This window comes from Xenophilus azovorans DSM 13620, assembly GCF_000745855.1.
GTDB classification, from domain to species: domain Bacteria; phylum Pseudomonadota; class Gammaproteobacteria; order Burkholderiales; family Burkholderiaceae_C; genus Xenophilus; species Xenophilus azovorans.
Map to the genome: position 1 here is coordinate 144,484 of NZ_KN050767.1, position 16,577 is coordinate 161,060.

At 71.4% G+C, this 16,577-nt stretch carries 13 protein-coding genes; all 13 read left to right on the forward strand.

Translation table 11 applies throughout. The features are described from left to right. The first annotated feature begins 189 nt into the window (after positions 1 to 189). The gene (locus Q392_RS29730) at positions 190 to 1,815 is read left to right on the forward strand and encodes a hypothetical protein (protein WP_038217935.1); all 1,626 of its coding nucleotides are present in this window, start codon (positions 190 to 192) and stop codon (positions 1,813 to 1,815) included. An 11-nt stretch (positions 1,816 to 1,826) separates the two neighbouring features. After that, positions 1,827 to 2,708, forward strand: a complete 882-nt coding sequence (locus tag Q392_RS29735; RefSeq protein ID WP_038217937.1) for a UPF0280 family protein — start codon at positions 1,827 to 1,829, stop codon at positions 2,706 to 2,708. A gap of 13 nt (positions 2,709 to 2,721) precedes the next feature. Next, positions 2,722 to 3,366 carry an amino acid synthesis family protein gene (locus Q392_RS29740; RefSeq protein ID WP_038217939.1) on the forward strand — a complete coding sequence of 215 codons (645 nt, stop codon included), beginning with the start codon at positions 2,722 to 2,724 and terminating at the stop codon, positions 3,364 to 3,366. Between the two features lie 21 nt (positions 3,367 to 3,387). Next, the gene (locus Q392_RS29745) at positions 3,388 to 3,972 is read left to right on the forward strand and encodes an amino acid synthesis family protein (RefSeq protein WP_038217941.1); all 585 of its coding nucleotides are present in this window, start codon (positions 3,388 to 3,390) and stop codon (positions 3,970 to 3,972) included. A gap of 162 nt (positions 3,973 to 4,134) precedes the next feature. Then, a complete protein-coding gene (locus Q392_RS29750; RefSeq protein WP_038217944.1) occupies positions 4,135 to 5,346 on the forward strand; it encodes an ABC transporter substrate-binding protein in 1,212 nt (403 codons plus the stop codon). 230 nt (positions 5,347 to 5,576) lie between these two features. Continuing rightward, a complete protein-coding gene (locus Q392_RS29755) occupies positions 5,577 to 7,544 on the forward strand; it encodes an ABC transporter permease (RefSeq protein WP_038217947.1) in 1,968 nt (655 codons plus the stop codon). After that, entirely contained in the window at positions 7,541 to 8,320 is a 780-nt protein-coding gene (locus tag Q392_RS29760; protein ID WP_038217949.1) for an ABC transporter ATP-binding protein, read from the forward strand. The genes Q392_RS29755 and Q392_RS29760 overlap by 4 nt, the downstream gene beginning before the upstream one ends. Beyond that, positions 8,317 to 9,054: an ABC transporter ATP-binding protein gene (locus Q392_RS29765; RefSeq protein ID WP_038217957.1), complete on the forward strand. Its 738-nt coding sequence runs from the start codon at positions 8,317 to 8,319 to the stop codon at positions 9,052 to 9,054. The genes Q392_RS29760 and Q392_RS29765 overlap by 4 nt, the downstream gene beginning before the upstream one ends. Positions 9,055 to 9,243: 189 nt before the next feature. Continuing rightward, a complete protein-coding gene (gene pncA / locus Q392_RS29770) occupies positions 9,244 to 9,966 on the forward strand; it encodes a bifunctional nicotinamidase/pyrazinamidase (protein ID WP_038217958.1) in 723 nt (240 codons plus the stop codon). Between the two features lie 13 nt (positions 9,967 to 9,979). Further along, entirely contained in the window at positions 9,980 to 11,149 is a 1,170-nt protein-coding gene (locus Q392_RS29775; protein WP_051954093.1) for an ABC transporter substrate-binding protein, read from the forward strand. Next, positions 11,127 to 11,633, forward strand: a complete 507-nt coding sequence (locus tag Q392_RS29780; protein WP_038217960.1) for a (2Fe-2S)-binding protein — start codon at positions 11,127 to 11,129, stop codon at positions 11,631 to 11,633. The genes Q392_RS29775 and Q392_RS29780 overlap by 23 nt, the downstream gene beginning before the upstream one ends. Further along, positions 11,630 to 15,355, forward strand: a complete 3,726-nt coding sequence (locus Q392_RS29785; protein ID WP_038217962.1) for a molybdopterin cofactor-binding domain-containing protein — start codon at positions 11,630 to 11,632, stop codon at positions 15,353 to 15,355. Before Q392_RS29780 ends, Q392_RS29785 begins: the two co-directional genes overlap by 4 nt. A gap of 184 nt (positions 15,356 to 15,539) precedes the next feature. After that, entirely contained in the window at positions 15,540 to 16,454 is a 915-nt protein-coding gene (locus Q392_RS29790; protein WP_038218132.1) for a ketopantoate reductase family protein, read from the forward strand. Positions 16,455 to 16,577 lie beyond the last annotated feature (123 nt).

Sequence of the window (16,577 nt, forward strand, 5' to 3'; positions counted from 1 at the left end):
GGCGCACGCCGCCTCAGGAAAACACCCATACGCGTATTGCCATGCTTCGGTAGATTCCGGTTCATGTAGTGTTTGCCACATGAATATGGAGCGAATGCTACACAGGACGCACGCGGCGGACAAGCGCCAATCCGGCACGCTTGTTGCAGTACTTACCCTGTGCGCGTGCTGAAGGAACGGAGCCTCACGATGACCGAACACACCAAGACCGACGGCCTGCCAGGCATGGACCTGCCGGTGCTGCCGGAGGCCTCGCCCCTCGGGATGGGCAAGGCACCCGTGCGCAACGAGCGCATGAGCAGCGCCAAGGTCGAATGCAACGCCTGCCCGGTGCTGTGCCAGATTTCCGAAGGCCGCAGCGGCGCCTGCGACCGCTACGCCAACCGCGCCGGCGTGCTGGTGCGCGTCGACCCGGTGGTGCTGCTGCGCCGCGAGCTGCAAAGCGAGTCGCCCGCCCTGGTGCCCTTCGCGCGCGAAGGCGCCGAAGCACCCGCCGAGAGCGCGCCGCCGGCCAGGGACTGGGACGGCGACCTGCTGCTGGCCGACCAGGTCTTCGTCACCGGCATCGGCGCCTCCACCACCTACCCTGACTACAAGCCCGCGCCCTTCATCGTCGCCTCCAAGGCGCAGGGGGTGGACATGGTCACCGTGGTCACCGAGGGCATCTTCAGCTACTGCAGCGTCAAGGTGAAGATCGACACCGACCGCTTCCTGGGCAGCGAGCAGGCCAACGTGCGCTACAAGGGCGAGGTGGTGGGCCACGTCACCACGGCCGAGTACGGCTCGCAGATGCTCTCGCTCGGCGGCGTGCACCACCTCACCGGCGGCAGCAAGAAGGAAGGCCGCATGACGCTGGAGCTGATGCAGAACCTGTGCAACAAGCAGGCGGCCGAATGCACCATCGACGGCGGCTCCAGCCTGGTGATCCAGGCGGGCAAGGCGCCCATCGTCAACGGCGTGGAGGAGCAGCGCATGCGCGTGGGCTGCGGCTCGGCCACCGTGGGCATCTTCGCGCGGCAGCTGCTGGGCCTGGCCGACGAGGTGGTGGTGGTGGACGACCACATCACCGGCGTGCTGACCGAGCACCAGGCCGGGCGCTGCCTGGCGATGCCGCCTTCGGGCATCCAGATGCGCGGGCGCAAGTCCACGCCGGGGCGCTATTTCCAGGTGGCCAACCCGGGCAGCGGCTGGGGCGGCACCGACATCGCCGATCCGCTGGCGATCATCGAGGGCTGGGAGCCCGGCGTCGCCAAGCCCGGCCTGCGCCTGCTGATGACCTCCACCACCGGCGAGCAGGCGCAGTGGTTCGTGCTGGACGACAACCTGCAGCCGGTGGAGCAGCCGATCCCGCCCGAGGTGCAGAAGGTGGTGGACCGCATCGGCGAGAACTGCGAGCCCTCGCTGTGCACGGTGCTGTTCCTCGGCGGCGCCGGCGGCTCGCTGCGCGCCGGCGTGACCGAGAACCCCGTGCTGCTCACGCGCGCCATCAAGCAGGCGCTGGTCAACGTCACCTGCGGCGGCGCGCCGGCCTACGTGTGGCCGGGCGGCGGCATCACGGTGATGGTGGACGTGACGCGCATGCCCGACAACAGCTTCGGCACGGTGCCCACGCCGGCCATCATCGCGCCCATCGAGTTCAGCATGCGGCTGGCCGACTACGCCGCGCTGGGCGGCCACATGGAGCACGTGATGACGCTGGAGCAGGCGCTCTCGCGCGGCGCCTGGCAGGACGACGGCGCGCCCACGGCGCGCGAGTGGCGCCGGCCCGAGGCCGTCAACGCCTGGCCGCTCGGCCAGCCCCCCCTCCTGGGCTGAGAACCGCCGGCATGCACGCCACCCGCAACCCGCTCGACGGCGGCCGCTGGCACTTCCAGCACGGCCCGATCGACCTGGTGATCCAGGCCGAGGGCGAGGCCGCCGCCGTGGCCGCCGCGCACGAGGCGGCCTGGGCGCGCTTCCGCGGCGTGCTGCAGGAGCTGGTGGACGAGCTGCCCGCGCTGCGCCAGCCCGTGGCGGCCGGTGCGCCGCTGCACGGGCCCGTGGCGCGGCGCATGTGGGATGCGTGCGCCGCCTACCGGCCGATGTTCATCACGCCGATGGCGGCGGTGGCCGGCGCGGTGGCCGAGGAGATCGCCGCCTTCTACCGCCGCACCGGCATCGCGCGCGCCTGGGTCAACAACGGCGGCGACATCGCGCTGCACCTGGCGCCCGGGCAGTCGGTGCAGGTGGGCCTGTTCGCCGACCTGTCGCGCTTCGACCTGGCCGGCACCGGGCCGCTGCGCACCGACGGCCGCTTCACGCTGCACGCCGGCGATCCGGTGCGCGGCGTGGCCACCAGCGGCTGGCGCGGACGCAGCTTCTCGCTGGGCATCGCCGACAGCGTGACAGTGCTGGCCGCCGGCGCGGCCGAGGCCGACGCGGCCGCCACCGTCGTCGGCAACGCGGTCGACGTGGCCGACCCGGCGATCCGCCGCCTGCCCGCCAGCCAGTGCAAGGACGACAGCGATCTCGGCGACATCCCGGTCACCGTGGACGTGCCGCCGCTGGCCCCGCCGCAGGTGGCGCACGCCCTCGATGCGGGCCTGGCGCGCGCGCAGGAAATGCAGCGTGCAGGCCGTATCCATGCGGCGATACTCGTCTGCCAGCAGCAGTGCCGCGTGCTGCAGCCCGCCGTGGCACGGCTCGCCGCAGGCTCCGTTTTTGCTTAACGAACGCAAGACCATGATCGACATCCGACGCGTCTTCACCCAGGTCGAGCACATCCACCACGAATTCGGGCCGCGCGCGGCCGAGCCGCTGGTGCGAGGCGCCATCGCCGCGGTGCTCACCAACCCCTTCGCGGGCCGCTACGAGCCCGACATCCTGCCCATGATGGAACTGCTCGACCCGGTCGGCGTGGACATGGCGCACCGCCTGCACGCCGCCATGGACGTGCCGCTGGAGAAGATCGCCACCTATGGCAAGGGCGCCATCGTGGGCGCCGCCGGCGAGCTTGAGCACGGCGCGCTGTGGCACGTGCCCGGCGGCTACGCCATGCGCGAGCTGCTCGGCTGGAAGGGCGACCGCGCCGCCTACAAGGCCGGTACCGTGGACGAGAAGAAGACCGGCCAGCCCGGCAACGCGCTGTCCATCGTGCCCTCGACCAAGAAGGTGGGCCCGCCCGGCGCCACGCTGGACGTACCGCTGACCAACATCAACGCCAGCTACGTGCGCGGCCAGTTCGACGCCATCGAGGTGCGCGTGCCCGGCGCACCGGCGGCCGACGAGATCGTCTTCATCCTCGCCATGACGACCGGCTACCGCGTGCACGACCGCGTGGGCGGCCTGCGCGCCGAGAACATCGCCAAGTGGGACGGGCTGAGATAGCCAACGAACAAGGAGCAAGCCATGCCAGCAGACATCCGCAAGATCGTGATCCAGGTCGACGAGACCCGCAAGGAACAGGGCCAGACCGTCGAGCCGCCCACGCGCCGCGCGGTGGCCATCGCCGTGATCGCCAACCCCTACGCCGGCCGCTACAGCGAGAACCTGGACGAGCTGATCGCCATCGGCGAGGAACTGGGCGCGCTGCTCGGCGGCAAGGCCGTCAAGGCGCTGGGCATCGAGCCCGGCCAGGCGCACAGCTACGGCAAGGCCGCCATCGTGGGCGAGGGCGGCGAGCTGGAGCATGCCGCCGCCATCCTGCATCCCAAGCTCGGCGCACCGCTGCGCCAGGCCGTGGAGAAAGGCGCCGCGCTGGTGCCCTCGGCCAAGAAGCGCGGCACGCTGGGCACTGCCATCGACGTGCCCCTGGGCCACAAGGACGCCGCCTTCGTGCGCAGCCACTTCGACGCGGTGGAGGCGCGCGTGAGCGACGCGCCGCGCGCCGGCGAGATCGTGGTGGCCGTGGCCGTGACCGACAGCGGCCGCCCGCTGCCGCGCATCGGCGGCCTGAAAGTTTCCGAGATCGAGGGCAAGGACGGCCTGAGATGAACCACCCCCAGTCTTCGCGGACTTCGTTCCGCTTCGCCAACCCCCTCAAGGGGGCACATCCTGCGGCCTGGCCAAGCCAGTTCCGCGGATGTTCCCGCATGGCCTGCTCCGCGGCCTTCTGATCAAGTTGCGTCTTTTCCATTCCAACCGAGGAGTCATCCGATGAAGCATCTGCGTCTTGCGTTCAGCGCCGTCTCGCTGGCAGCGCTCACCGTCGCGCTCGTTCCCGCCCACGCCCAGGGCGTGATCAAGATCGGCGAGGTCAACAGCTACAAGGCGCAGCCCGCCTTCCTGGAGCCCTACAAGAAGGGCATGGAACTCGCGGTGGACGAGATCAACGCCAAGGGCGGCATCGACGGCAAGAAGGTCGAGCTGGTCATGCGCGACGACAACGCCAACCCGGGCGACGCCGTGCGCATGGCCGAGGAGCTGGTCTCGCGCGAGAAGGTGGACATCCTCACCGGCGCCTTCCTCTCCAACACCGGCCTGGCGCTGGCCGACTTCGCCAAGCAGAAGAAATTCTTCTACCTGGCCGGCGAGCCGCTCACCGACAAGATGACTTGGCAGGGCGGCAACCAGTACACCTTCCGCCTGCGCCCCGGCACCTACATGCAGGCCGCCATGCTGGTGCCCGAGGCCGCCAAGCTCAAGAAGAAGCGCTGGGCGCTGGTCTACCCCAACTACGAGTACGGCCAGTCGGCCGTGGCCGCGTTCAAGCAGCTGCTCAAGGCCGCGCAGCCCGACGTGGAGTTCGTCGCCGAGCAGGCCACGCCGCTGGGCAAGGTGGACGCCGGCAGCGTGGTGCAGGCGCTGGCCGACGCCAAGCCCGACGCGATCTTCAACGTGCTGTTCGCCGCCGACCTGTCCAAGTTCGTGCGCGAGGGCAACACGCGCGGCCTGTTCAAGGGCCGCACCGTGGTCAGCGTGCTGACCGGCGAGCCCGAGTACATGGACCCGCTCAAGGACGAGGCGCCGGACGGCTGGATCGTGACCGGCTACCCCTGGTACGGCATCAAGACGGCCGAGCACAAGGCCTTCCTCGACGCCTACCAGGCCAAGTTCAAGGACTACCCGCGCCTGGGCTCGGTGGTGGGCTACAGCATGATCCACTCGGCCGCCGCCGGCATCGCCAAGGCCAAGAGCACCGAGCCGGACAAGCTGGTGGCCGCCTTCAAGGGCCTGCAGGTGGACAGCCCCTTCGGCAAGATCACCTACCGCGCCGAGGACCACCAGTCCACCATGGGCGCCTTCGTCGGCAAGACGAAGAACGACGGCGGCAAGGGCGTGATGGTCGACTACGTCTACTACGACGGCGCCGACGCACGCTTCCAGCCCCCGGCGGCCGAGATCAAGAAGTCGCGCGCCTCGGACTGAAATGACCCACCCCCAGTCTTCGCGGACCTTGGCCTGCCCTGAGCCTGTCGAAGGGTTCCGCTTCGCCAACCCCCTCCAGGGGGCACACCCTACGGCCCGGCAAAGCCGGTTCCGTGGGTGTTCCCGCATGGCCTGCTCCGCGGCCTTCAGTGCGGCGGCGTTTCGAAGGCTGCAGGTGGTTCGCATCAGCACGGGTCATTGATCCCTCCCCACGATAGAAGAAGCGATCCATGAGTCTTTCCGGCCTGATCGTCCAGCTCCTGAACGGGCTGGCGTCCGCGTCCTCGCTGTTCCTGGTGGCGGCGGGGCTGTCGCTGATCTTCGGCGTCACGCGCATCGTCAACTTCGCCCATGGGTCCTTCTTCATGGTGGGCGTGTACGTCGCCTACACCCTGGCCGAGCGCCTGGGCGGCGCGCTCGGCGGCGCCGGCTTCTGGCTGGCGCTGCCGCTGGCGGCCATCGCGGTGGGGGTGCTGGGCGCCGTCATCGAGGTGCTGCTGCTGCGGCGCATCTACAAGGCGCCCGAACTGTTCCAGTTGCTGGCCACCTTCGCGCTGGTGCTGGTGATCAAGGACGCGGTGCTGTGGCTGTGGGGCCCCGACGAGCTGCTGGGCCCGCGCGCGCCGGGCCTGAAGGGCTCGGTGGAGATCCTGGGCCGGCAGTTCCCCTCCTACGACCTGTTCCTGATCGTGGTCGGCCCGCTGGTGCTGGGCCTGGTGTGGCTGCTGCTCACGCGCACGCGCTTCGGCACGCTGGTGCGCGCCGCCACGCAGGACCGCGAGATGGTCAGCGCCCTGGGCGTGAACCAGGCCTGGCTGTTCACCGCCGTGTTCGCCCTGGGCGCGCTGCTGGCCGGGCTGGGCGGCGCGCTGCAGCTACCGCGCGAGCCGGCCACGCTGGAGATGGACCTCAACACCATCGGCGCCGCCTTCGTGGTGGTGGTGGTGGGCGGCATGGGCTCGCTGCCGGGCGCGTATGTCGCGGCGCTGCTCATCGCCGAGATCAAGGCGCTGTGCATCTGGCTGGGCGTGGTGGAGATCGCGGGCATCTCCATCTCGTTCTCCAAGCTCACGCTGGTGGTGGACTTCCTCGTCATGGCCGCCGTGCTGGTGTGGCGCCCCTGGGGCCTGATGGGCCGCGCGCAGGCGCCCAGCCGCTACGTGGGCATGCAGGAGGAGCCGCTGCGCCGCGCCGGCAAGGGCTACGTGGCGGCGGCCGCGGCGCTGGCCCTGGTGCTGGCGGCCGTGCCCTTCGCCACGGCCGACTCGCCCTACACCACCGTGCTGCTGATCGACCTGCTGGTGGCTGCCCTCTTCGCGGCCAGCCTGCACTTCATCATGGGGCCGGCGGGCATGCACTCCTTCGGCCATGCCGCCTACTTCGGCCTGGGCGCGTACGGCGCGGCGCTGCTGGCGCGCTCGGCCGGGCTGCCGATGGAGCTGACGCTGGTGGTCGCGCCGCTGATCGCCGCCGCCGGCGCCTTCGTCTACGGCTGGTTCGCGGTGCGCCTGTCGGGCGTGTACCTGGCGATGCTGACGCTGGCCTTCGCGCAGATCACCTGGGCCATCGTCTACCAGTGGGACAGCTTCACCGGCGGCAGCAACGGCCTCACGGGCGTGTGGCCCTCGGACTGGCTCTCGGACAAGCGCAACTACTACTGGCTGACGCTGGTGCTGGTGGGCGCGGGGCTGTGGTGGCTGCGCCGCGTGCTGTTCTCGCCCTTCGGCTACGCGCTGCGCGCCGGGCGCGACTCGGTGCTGCGCGCCGACGCCATCGGCATCGACGTCAAGCGCATGCAGTGGGCCGGCTTCATCGTCGCCGGGCTGGTGGCCGGCGCGGCGGGCGCGCTGTTCGCCTACTCCAAGGGCAGCATCTCGCCTGAGACGCTGGCCGTGGGCAAGTCGGTCGACGGCCTGGTGATGGTGCTGCTGGGCGGCCTGCAGACGCTGGCCGGGCCGGTGGTGGGCGCCTTCACCTTCACCTGGCTGCACGACACGGTGGCGCGCAACACCGACTACTGGCGCGCGATGCTGGGCGCCATCATCCTGATCCTGGTGCTGCTGTTCCCGCAGGGCATCGCGGGCTCGATCAAGCAGATCGCCGACCGCGTGCGCGGGCGCAAGGACGACGCCGCCGCCGACGAGGCGGCCCGGCATCCGATGCAGGCCGACGCCGCCGCGGGGGAGGCCGCACGATGAGCTTGTTGAAAGTCACCAATCTGGGCAAGTCCTTCGGCGGCGTGAAGGCCGTGGACGGCATCAGCTTCGAGCTGGCCAAGGGCGAGCTGCTGGCGCTGATCGGCCCCAACGGCGCCGGCAAGTCCACCACCTTCAACATGGTCAACGGCCAGCTCAAGGCCGACCAGGGCTCCATCACCCTGGACGGCACCGAACTCATCGGCCTGAAGCCGCGCGAGATCTGGCGCCTGGGCGTGGGCCGCACCTTCCAGATCGCCGAGACCTTCGCCTCGCTGACGGTGGTGGAGAACGTGCAGATGGCGCTGCTCTCGCACGACCACAAGCTGTTCTCGATGTGGCGCCGCGCCTCGGACCACAAGCGCGACGAGGCGCTGGCGCTGCTCGACCAGGTGGGCATGAAGAGCCAGGCCGACCGGCCCTGCAGCGTGCTCGCCTACGGCGACGTCAAGCGCGTCGAGCTGGCGATCGCCATGGCCAACGACCCGAAGCTGCTGCTGATGGACGAGCCCACCGCCGGCATGGCGCCCAAGGAGCGCAACTCGCTGATGGCGCTGACCAAGCAGCTCGTGATCGACCGCGGCATGGCGGTGCTGTTCACCGAGCACAGCATGGACGTGGTGTTCGCGTACGCCGACCGCATGATCGTGCTGGCGCGCGGGCGGCTGATCGCCGGCGGCAAGCCGCTGGAGATCCGCGACCACCCGAAGGTGCAGGAGGTGTACTTCGGCACCGGCAAGACCTTCGAGAAGAAGAAGCAGACGGAGCCGACGGCATGACGAGCACCCCCGAGATCCTGCTGGAAGCCAAGTCGCTGTGCGCCTGGTACGGCGCCGCGCAGATCCTGTACGACGTGCACCTCGAGGTGGGCCGCGGCGAGGTGGTGGCGCTGATGGGCCGCAACGGCGCGGGCAAGTCCACCACGCTGAAGGCGCTGATGGGCATGCTGGCCAAGCGGCGCGGCGCGATCCGCTTCCTGGGGCACGACCTCTCGAAGGCCGAGCCGCACCATGCCGCGCGGCTGGGCCTGGGCTTCGTGCCGGAGGACCGGCGCGTGTTCACCGACCTGACGGTGACGGAGAACCTGGAGGTGGGCCGCCAGGCCGGCCGCCAGTGGGCCGACGGCAGCGCCGCGCCGCTGTGGACGCCCGAGAAGCTGTTCAAGCTCTTCCCCAACCTGGGCGAGATGCCCGATCGCCCCGGCGGTCGCATGAGCGGTGGCGAGCAGCAGATGCTGACCGTCGCGCGCACGCTGATGGGCAACCCCTACCTCGTGCTGCTGGACGAGCCCTCCGAGGGCGTGGCGCCGGTCATCGTCGAGCAGATGGCGAACATGATCCTGGAGCTGAAGGCGCAGGGCGTTTCGATCCTGCTGTCGGAGCAGAACATGCACTTCGCCGAGCTGGTCTCCGACCGTGCCTACGTGCTGGAAAAAGGGCAGATCCGCTATCACGCCACCATGGCCGAGCTGGCGGCCAACGAGGACGTACGCCGCGCGTATTTAAGCGTATGACCCCCAGTCTTCGCGGACCTTGGCCTGCCCTGAGCCTGTCGAAGGGTTCCGCTTCGCCAACCCCCTTCCAGGGGGCACACCCAGCGGCCCGGCAGAGCCGGTTCCGCGGGTGTTCGCGCATGGCCTGCTCCGCGGCCTTCGGATCAGCAGGCTGATACGCATCCCCTTTTCAACCCGGAGGGCCTTGCCATGACGAACACACCTCAACGCCGCCGCTTCCTGCGCGCCGCCGCCGCGCTGGGCATCGCAGGCGCCGTACCGCCGCTGTGGGCGGCCGGTGCGGTCAAGCCCGACGCGAAGTCGGCGCTGATCGTGGTCGACGTGCAGAACTGCTTCGTCGACGGCGGCACGCTGCCTGTCAAGGGCGGCGCCGAGGTGGTGCCGGTCATCAACGCGCTGGCGCCGAAGTTCCGCAACATCGTCGTCACGCAGGACTGGCACACGCCCGGCCACGCCTCCTTCGCCAGCGCGCACGCGGGGCAGAAGGCCTTCTCCAGCATCAAGCTGAGCTACGGCAACCAGGTGCTGTGGCCCGACCACTGCGTGCAGGGCACCGACGACGCGGCCCTGCACAAGGACCTGAAGCTGCCCACCGCGCAACTCATCATCCGCAAGGGCTTCAACCCCGGCGTGGACAGTTATTCCGCCTTCCAGGAGGCCGACCGCAAGACGGTGACCGGCCTGGCCGGCTACCTGAAGGCGCGCGGCATCAGGACCGTGTACGTCACCGGCCTGGCGACCGACTTCTGCGTCGCCTGGACGGCGCTGGACGCGCGCGCCGCCGGCTTCGACGTCTACGTGATCGAGGACGCCACCCGCGCCATCGACCTCGACGGCTCACTGGCCAAGGCCTGGAAGAACATGGCGGCCAAGGGCGTCAAACGCATCCAGTCCGCCGATGTCGCTGCCTGAAAGGCCCGTGCCCATGACGCCGTCCCTTCGTGTTTCCAGGCGTCGCGCCCTCGCCGCAGGCGGCGCGTCGCTGGCCTTCGGGCCGGCCCTGGTGCGCCGCGCGGCCGCCGCCAACGGCGTCTCCGACGACACGATCCGGCTGGGCCAGTCGGCGGTGTTCAGCGGTCCCGCGCAGGACTTCGGCGTCGACTACCGCGCCGGCATCCAGTTGAGCTTCGACCGCATCAACAAGGCCGGCGGCGTCAACGGCCGGCGCATCGAGCTGGTCTCGCACGACGACGTGTACGAGCCGGCGAAGACCGCGGTGAACACCACGCGCCTGATCGAGCAGGACAAGGTCTTCGCGCTGACGGGCTACGTCGCCACCGGCAACCTGGCGGCCGCCATGCCGCTGTGCGAGAAGGCCGGCGTGCCCATGTTCGCGCCGCTGGTGGGCACCACCTCCTTCCGCACCAGCGTCAACCGCCTGCTGTTCCACGTGCGCGCCGGCTACGACCTGGAGCTGCGCAAGATCATCAGCCACCTCTCGACCATCGGCATCCGGAACATCGCGGTGGTGTTCCAGGACAGCGCCTTCGGCACCTCCAACCTCGCCACCTGCGAGCAGCTCGCGGCCGAGTACAAGGTCCCGGTGGTGAAGAAGCTGTCGATGGCCATCGCGGCCACCGACGCCAAGGAGGTGGCCGCCGGCCTCAAGGCCGCCGCGCCGGGCGCCGTCGTGATGATCATGGCCGGCCGCATGGTCGACGTGTTCATCCGCGACTACCGCGCCAGCGGCGCGGGCGCGCAGCTGTACACGCTGTCCGTCGGCATCACCGACGCCAAGGGCTCGGCCCAGCGGCTGGAAGGCAAGCTGGCCGGCCTGGTCACCGCCAGCATCGTGCCGCCGCCGCAGTCGCTGCGCGTGCCCATCGTGGCCGACTACCAGCGCGACCGCGCCGCCTTCGGCCAGAAGATCGACAGCTACACCGCGCTGGAGGGTTACATCGTCGGCCGCGTCATGACCGAAGGGCTGCGGCGCGGCGGCCAGGCGCTCACGCGCGACAGCTTCATCGCCGGCCTGGAAAGCATCGGGCGCGCCAGCTTCGGCGAATTCCCGGTCGAGTACAGCGCCAAGAACCACAACGGCTCCACCTTCGTGGACCTGGAGATGTACACCGGTGCCGGCCAGTTGCGGCGATAGCCTGCCGCTCGCTCTTCACGTCAATGGCCGGCCGCATGCGCTGGCCGCGCCGCGCGAAGCCTCGCTGCTGCACCTGCTGCGCAACGACCTGGGCCTGAACGGGCCCAAGTACGGCTGCGGGCTGGGCCAGTGCGGCGCGTGCACGGTGCACGTCGACGGCGTGGCGGCGCGCTCGTGCGTGATCCCGGCGCACGGCGTGGCCGGGCGCCACATCACCACGCTGGAGGGGCTTGGAAGCCGGGCAGCCTTCCATCCCGTGCAGCAGGCCTTCGAGGACGCGCAGGCCGCGCAGTGCGGCTACTGCCTGAACGGCATGGTGATGCAGGCGGCGGCGCTGCTGGCGCGCGAGCCGCGGCCCGACGAGGCGCGGATCCGCAGCGAGCTGTCGGGCAACCTGTGCCGCTGCGGCACGCACGTGGAGATCCTGCGCGCGGTGAGCCTGGCCGCCGCGCGCCTCGCCGGCGAGGACCGCAGCGCCCCATGACGGACCGGCGCCGCGCCAGCCGCCCGCGCACGCGGGCCGAATTCCTCTCGGCCGAGGGCGTGCTGGTGGTGGTGCGCGAGACGCCCGCGGCGGCGGCGCCGGCGCCCGGCCAGCCCCCCGCGGTGCCGCCGAACCCGGCCGAGGGCGACGAGGTCCTGCTCGCCGTCTGGGACGACGGCAGCGTCAGCGCGCTGAACGGCCACGTGGACCTGGGCACCGGCATCCAGACCGCGCTGGCGCAGATCGTGGCCGAGGAGCTGGACCTGACGCTGGCCTGCGTGAAGATGGTGCTGGGCCACACCGCCGCCGGGCCCAACCAGGGCGCCACCATCGCCAGCGCCTCCATCCAGATCCACGCGCAGCCGCTGCGCCTGGCCGCGGCCCAGGCGCGTGCCTGGCTGCTGGCGCGCGCCGCCGAGCAGTTGGGCGCGCCGGTCGACGCGCTCGACGTGCGGCTGGGCATCGTGCGCGTGCGCGAGGAACCGGCACGCCACCTGTCCTTCGCTGCGCTGGTCGCCGGGCAGCGCACCGTGCTGCGGCTGGACACGGAGGCGAAGACGAAGCGCCCCGAGGACTACCGCATCGTCGGCACCGCGCAGCCGCGCGTGGACATCCCCGCCAAGCTGGCGGGCGAGCTGGTCTTCGTGCATGACATGCGCCTGCCCGGCATGCTGCACGGCCGCGTGGTGCGCCCGCCGTATGCCGGCGCGGACCACGGCGAGTTCATCGGCAACACGCTGGCGTCGGTCGACGAAGCCTCCATCGCGCACATCCCCGGCATCCGCGCGGTGGTGGCGATCCGCGACTTCGTCGGCATCGTCGCCGAGCGCGAGGAGCACGCCGAGCAGGCGATGCGCGAGCTGCGCGTGCAGTGGAAACCCTGGCCCGGCATGCCCGACCTCGCGGGCGAGGGGCGCGTGGCCGACGCCATCCGCGCCAACCCGGCCACGCAGCGCCTGCTGGTGGACGAGGGCGACGTCGATGCCGCGCTGGCCGCCGGCGGCGCGATGCAGCGCACCTATCTGTGGCCTTACCAGCTGCACGCGTCCATAGGACCGTCGTGCGCCGTCGCGCTGTGGGAGCCGGAGGACGGCAATGCACGGCTTCGCGTCTGGGCCGGCTCGCAGAACCCCCATGTGCTGCGCGCCGACCTCGCGAAGCTGATGGGCCTGGCCGACGTCGAGGTGGACGTGGTGCGCATGGAGGCGGCCGGCTGCTACGGCCGCAACGGTGCCGACGACGTGGCGGCCGACGCCGCGCTGCTGGCCCGCGCCGCCGGCGCGCCGGTGCGCGTGCAGCTCAGCCGCGAGCAGGAGCACCAGTGGGAGCCCAAGGGCACGGCGCAGCTCATGGACGTGGCCGGTGCGCTCTCGCCCGAGGGCGGCATCGCGGCCTACGACTTCGAGACCTCCTACCCCAGCAACGGCGCGCCGCCGCTGGCGCTGCTGCTCACCCGCGCGGTCGAGCCCGCGGCGCAGGCCTTCGAGATGGGCGACCGCACTGCGCGCCCGCCCTACGCGTACGAGAACCTGCGCGTGAAGGTCAACGACATGGCGCCCATCGTGCGCGCCTCGTGGCTGCGCGGCGTGTCGGCGCTGCCCAACTCCTTCGCGCACGAGAGCTTCATCGACGAGCTGGCGACCGCCGCCGGCGTGGACCCGGTGCAGTTCCGCCTGCGCCACCTGCCCGACCCGCGCGCGGCCGAGCTGATCCAGGCCACCGCGCAGAAGGCCGGATGGCGCATGCGCACCGGCCCGCAGGAGAACGCCGACGGCGGCCTGGGGCCGGGCGGCGACATCCTGTTCGGCCAGGGCTTCGCCTATGCGCGCTATGTGCACAGCAAGTGGCCCGGCTTCGGCGCCGCCTGGGCCGCGTGGGTGGCCGACGTCGAGGTGAACCGCAGGACGGGCGAAGTGCACGTGCGCCGCGTGGTGGTCGGCCACGATGCGGGCCTGACCGTCAACCCGGCCGGCGTCGAGCACCAGGTGCACGGCAACGTGATCCAGACCACCAGCCGCGCGCTGAAGGAGGAGGTGAAGTTCGCGCCGGCGCCGCCGTCAGCGGCGAAGGAGACGCTGCCCGGCGTGCTGCAGACCGGCGCGCTCCCGCAGGGCGTGGTCGCCAGCCGCGAGTGGGGCAGCTACCCGATCATCCAGTTCCGCGAGGTGCCGGTCATCGAGGTGCTGCAGATGCCGCGCCCCGGCGAGCCGCCGCTGGGCGCGGGCGAATCGTCCTCGGTGCCGGGCACGGCCGCCATCGCCAACGCCATCTTCGACGCCACCGGCGTGCGCTTCCGCGAACCGCCCTTCACGCCCGAGAAGGTGCTGGCGGCGCTGCACCCGCTGCCGGACGGCACGGCGCCACCGGCGACGGCCCCTGCTGCCCCTTCTCTCGCGCCGGATCTGCCCGCCACCGCCCGCTGGCCGCGGCGCAAGAGCCTGTGGGCCGGCGCCGGCGCGCTCGTCGTCGGCGGGCTGGGCATGCTGGCCGGCCTGCTCGGCTGGCGCCCCGCCATCGCGCCGGTCAGCTTCACGCAGCCCGTCTTCAGCGACCAGACCATCGAGCGCGGCCGCCGGCTCGCCGCCCTGGGCGACTGTGCGGTGTGCCACACCGCGCCGGGCGGTGTGCCCAACGCGGGCGGCCGCGCGATGGAAACCCCCTTCGGCACCATCCACACCACCAACCTCACGCCCGACGCGGAGACGGGTCTGGGCCGCTGGTCCTTCAGCGCCTTCCAGCGCGCGATGCGCGAGGGCCTCTCGCGCGACGGGCGGCACCTGTACCCGGCCTTCCCCTACACCGCCTTCGCGAAGACCAGCGACGACGACCTGCAGGCGCTGTACGCGTACTTCATGTCGCTGCCGCCGGTGAAGGCGGAAACGCCGGCCAACGACCTGCGCTTCCCCTTCAACCTGCGCCCGCTGATGGCCGGCTGGAACGCGCTCTTCCACGACGCGGCGCCCTACCAGCCCGTCGCCACGCAGACCGCCGAATGGAACCGCGGCGCCTACCTCGTCAACGGCCTGGGCCACTGCGCCGCCTGCCACTCGCCGCGCAACGCGCTGGGCGCGGAGAAGACCGGCAAGCAGTTCCTGGCCGGCGCCTTCATCGACGGCTGGGAGGCGCCTGCGCTCACCGCCCTGTCGAAGAACCCCGTGCCCTGGGACGCCGAGAGCCTGTACGCCTACCTGCGCCATGGCCACTCGCCGCGCCACGGCATCGCCGGCGGCCCGATGGCCGAGGTGGTGCGCGAGCTGCAGCAGGTGCCGGATGCCGACGTGCGCGCGATGGCGACCTACCTCGCCAGCTTCAACCCCGCGCCCGCCGCCGATCCGCAGCAGCAGGCCCGCGCCGCCGTGCAGGCCGCCGCCGCGCAGCAGGGCCGCCTGCTCGGCCCGGCGCAGCGCATGTTCGATGCCGCCTGCGCCGCCTGCCACCACGACGGCGACGGCCCGACGCTGCTGGGCGTGAACACCCCACTGGCGCTGAACAGCCAGCTCGCCAGCGACCGGCCCGACAACCTGATCCGTACCATCCTCGACGGCGTGCGCGAGCCGGCGGCGAAGGACCTCGGCTTCATGCCCGCCTTCCGCGATGCGCTGAGCGATGCGCAGATCGCCGAGCTGGCCGGCTACATGCGCGCGCGCTTCGCGCCGCAGGCGGCGCCCTGGCCCGACCTGGCCGCGCAGGTGGCGCGCGTGCGCACGACGCCGGGGCACTGACACCGCAGCGGGACCGCCACGAACCGTTCAGGCTGAGCTTGGCCTGTCCTGAGCCTGTCGAAGGGTCGAAGCGCCGCGCAAGGCTTCGACAAGCTCAGCCCGAACGGTCTTCTGGGTCGACTGAACGTCGGTACGCATCAACCCCGTGCGCGCATTTCCGCCGCACCGCTCCGACAATCCCGCCATGACCTCCTCCATCGCCATCATGGGCGCCGGCGCCGTTGGCTGCTATTTCGGCGCGATGCTCGCGCGCGCCGGCCATGCCGTCACGCTCGTCGGACGGCCCGCGCACGTGGACGCCGTGCGCCAGCACGGCCTGCGCCTGCAGACCGCGGCCTTCGACGAGCACATCCCCATGGCCGCTTCCACCGGCGCCGCCGGCGTGGCCGGCGCGCAGATCGTGCTGTTCTGTGTCAAGTCCACCGACACGGAAAGCGCCGGCGCGCAGATGCGCGAGCACCTGCCGCCCGGCGCGCTGGTGCTGAGCCTGCAGAACGGCGTGGACAACGCCGCGCGCCTGCAGGCCGTGCTGCCGCAGCAAAGCGTGGTGCCGGCCGTCGTCTACGTCGCCACCGAGATGGCCGGCCCCGGCCACGTGCGGCACCACGGGCGCGGCGAGCTGGTCATCGGCCCCTCGGCCGGCAGCGATGCCGCGGCGCAGTTGCTGGCGGCCGCCGGCGTGCCCACGCAGGTGTCGGACAACGCGATCGGCGCGCTGTGGGCCAAGCTGGTGCTCAACTGCGCCTACAACGCCGTCTCGGCCATCACGCGCCGGCCGTACGGCGAGCTGTACCCGGTGTCGGGCATCCAGAAGACGCTGCATGCCGTGGCCGACGAATGCCTGGCCGTCGCGCGCGCCGACGGCATCACGGTGCCGGGCGACGTGCATGCCGCCGTCGAAGGCATCTTCCGCACCATGCCCGCGCAGTTCTCCTCCACAGCGCAGGACCTGATGCGCGGCAAGCCCACCGAGATCGACCATATCAACGGTTATGTCGTGCGGCGCGGCGGCGCGCTGGGCGTGCCAGTGCCGCTGAACCGGCTGCTGCACGGGCTGGTGAAGCTGATCGAAGAGAGGCGGCCGGACGCGAACGCCTGAGCGTTGCCACACCCGCGACGCATGACAAGCCACTGAGCCGAAGGCCGCGGAGCAGGCCATGCACGGACATCCGCGGGACTGGCTTCGCCAGACCGCAGGATGTGCCCCCGGAAGGGGGTTGGC

What these genes read in the sequence shown, in the direction of transcription:
- Q392_RS29730 (WP_038217935.1), top strand. Translation starts at nt 190, where the DNA reads ATGACCGAACACACCAAGACCGACGGCCTGCCAGGCATGGACCTGCCG.
- Q392_RS29735 (WP_038217937.1), top strand. Translation starts at nt 1,827, where the DNA reads ATGCACGCCACCCGCAACCCGCTCGACGGCGGCCGCTGGCACTTCCAG.
- Q392_RS29740 (WP_038217939.1), top strand. Translation starts at nt 2,722, where the DNA reads ATGATCGACATCCGACGCGTCTTCACCCAGGTCGAGCACATCCACCAC.
- Q392_RS29745 (WP_038217941.1), top strand. Translation starts at nt 3,388, where the DNA reads ATGCCAGCAGACATCCGCAAGATCGTGATCCAGGTCGACGAGACCCGC.
- Q392_RS29750 (WP_038217944.1), top strand. Translation starts at nt 4,135, where the DNA reads ATGAAGCATCTGCGTCTTGCGTTCAGCGCCGTCTCGCTGGCAGCGCTC.
- Q392_RS29755 (WP_038217947.1), top strand. Translation starts at nt 5,577, where the DNA reads ATGAGTCTTTCCGGCCTGATCGTCCAGCTCCTGAACGGGCTGGCGTCC.
- Q392_RS29760 (WP_038217949.1), top strand. Translation starts at nt 7,541, where the DNA reads ATGAGCTTGTTGAAAGTCACCAATCTGGGCAAGTCCTTCGGCGGCGTG.
- Q392_RS29765 (WP_038217957.1), top strand. Translation starts at nt 8,317, where the DNA reads ATGACGAGCACCCCCGAGATCCTGCTGGAAGCCAAGTCGCTGTGCGCC.
- pncA (WP_038217958.1), top strand. Translation starts at nt 9,244, where the DNA reads ATGACGAACACACCTCAACGCCGCCGCTTCCTGCGCGCCGCCGCCGCG.
- Q392_RS29775 (WP_051954093.1), top strand. Translation starts at nt 9,980, where the DNA reads ATGACGCCGTCCCTTCGTGTTTCCAGGCGTCGCGCCCTCGCCGCAGGC.
- Q392_RS29785 (WP_038217962.1), top strand. Translation starts at nt 11,630, where the DNA reads ATGACGGACCGGCGCCGCGCCAGCCGCCCGCGCACGCGGGCCGAATTC.
- Q392_RS29790 (WP_038218132.1), top strand. Translation starts at nt 15,540, where the DNA reads ATGACCTCCTCCATCGCCATCATGGGCGCCGGCGCCGTTGGCTGCTAT.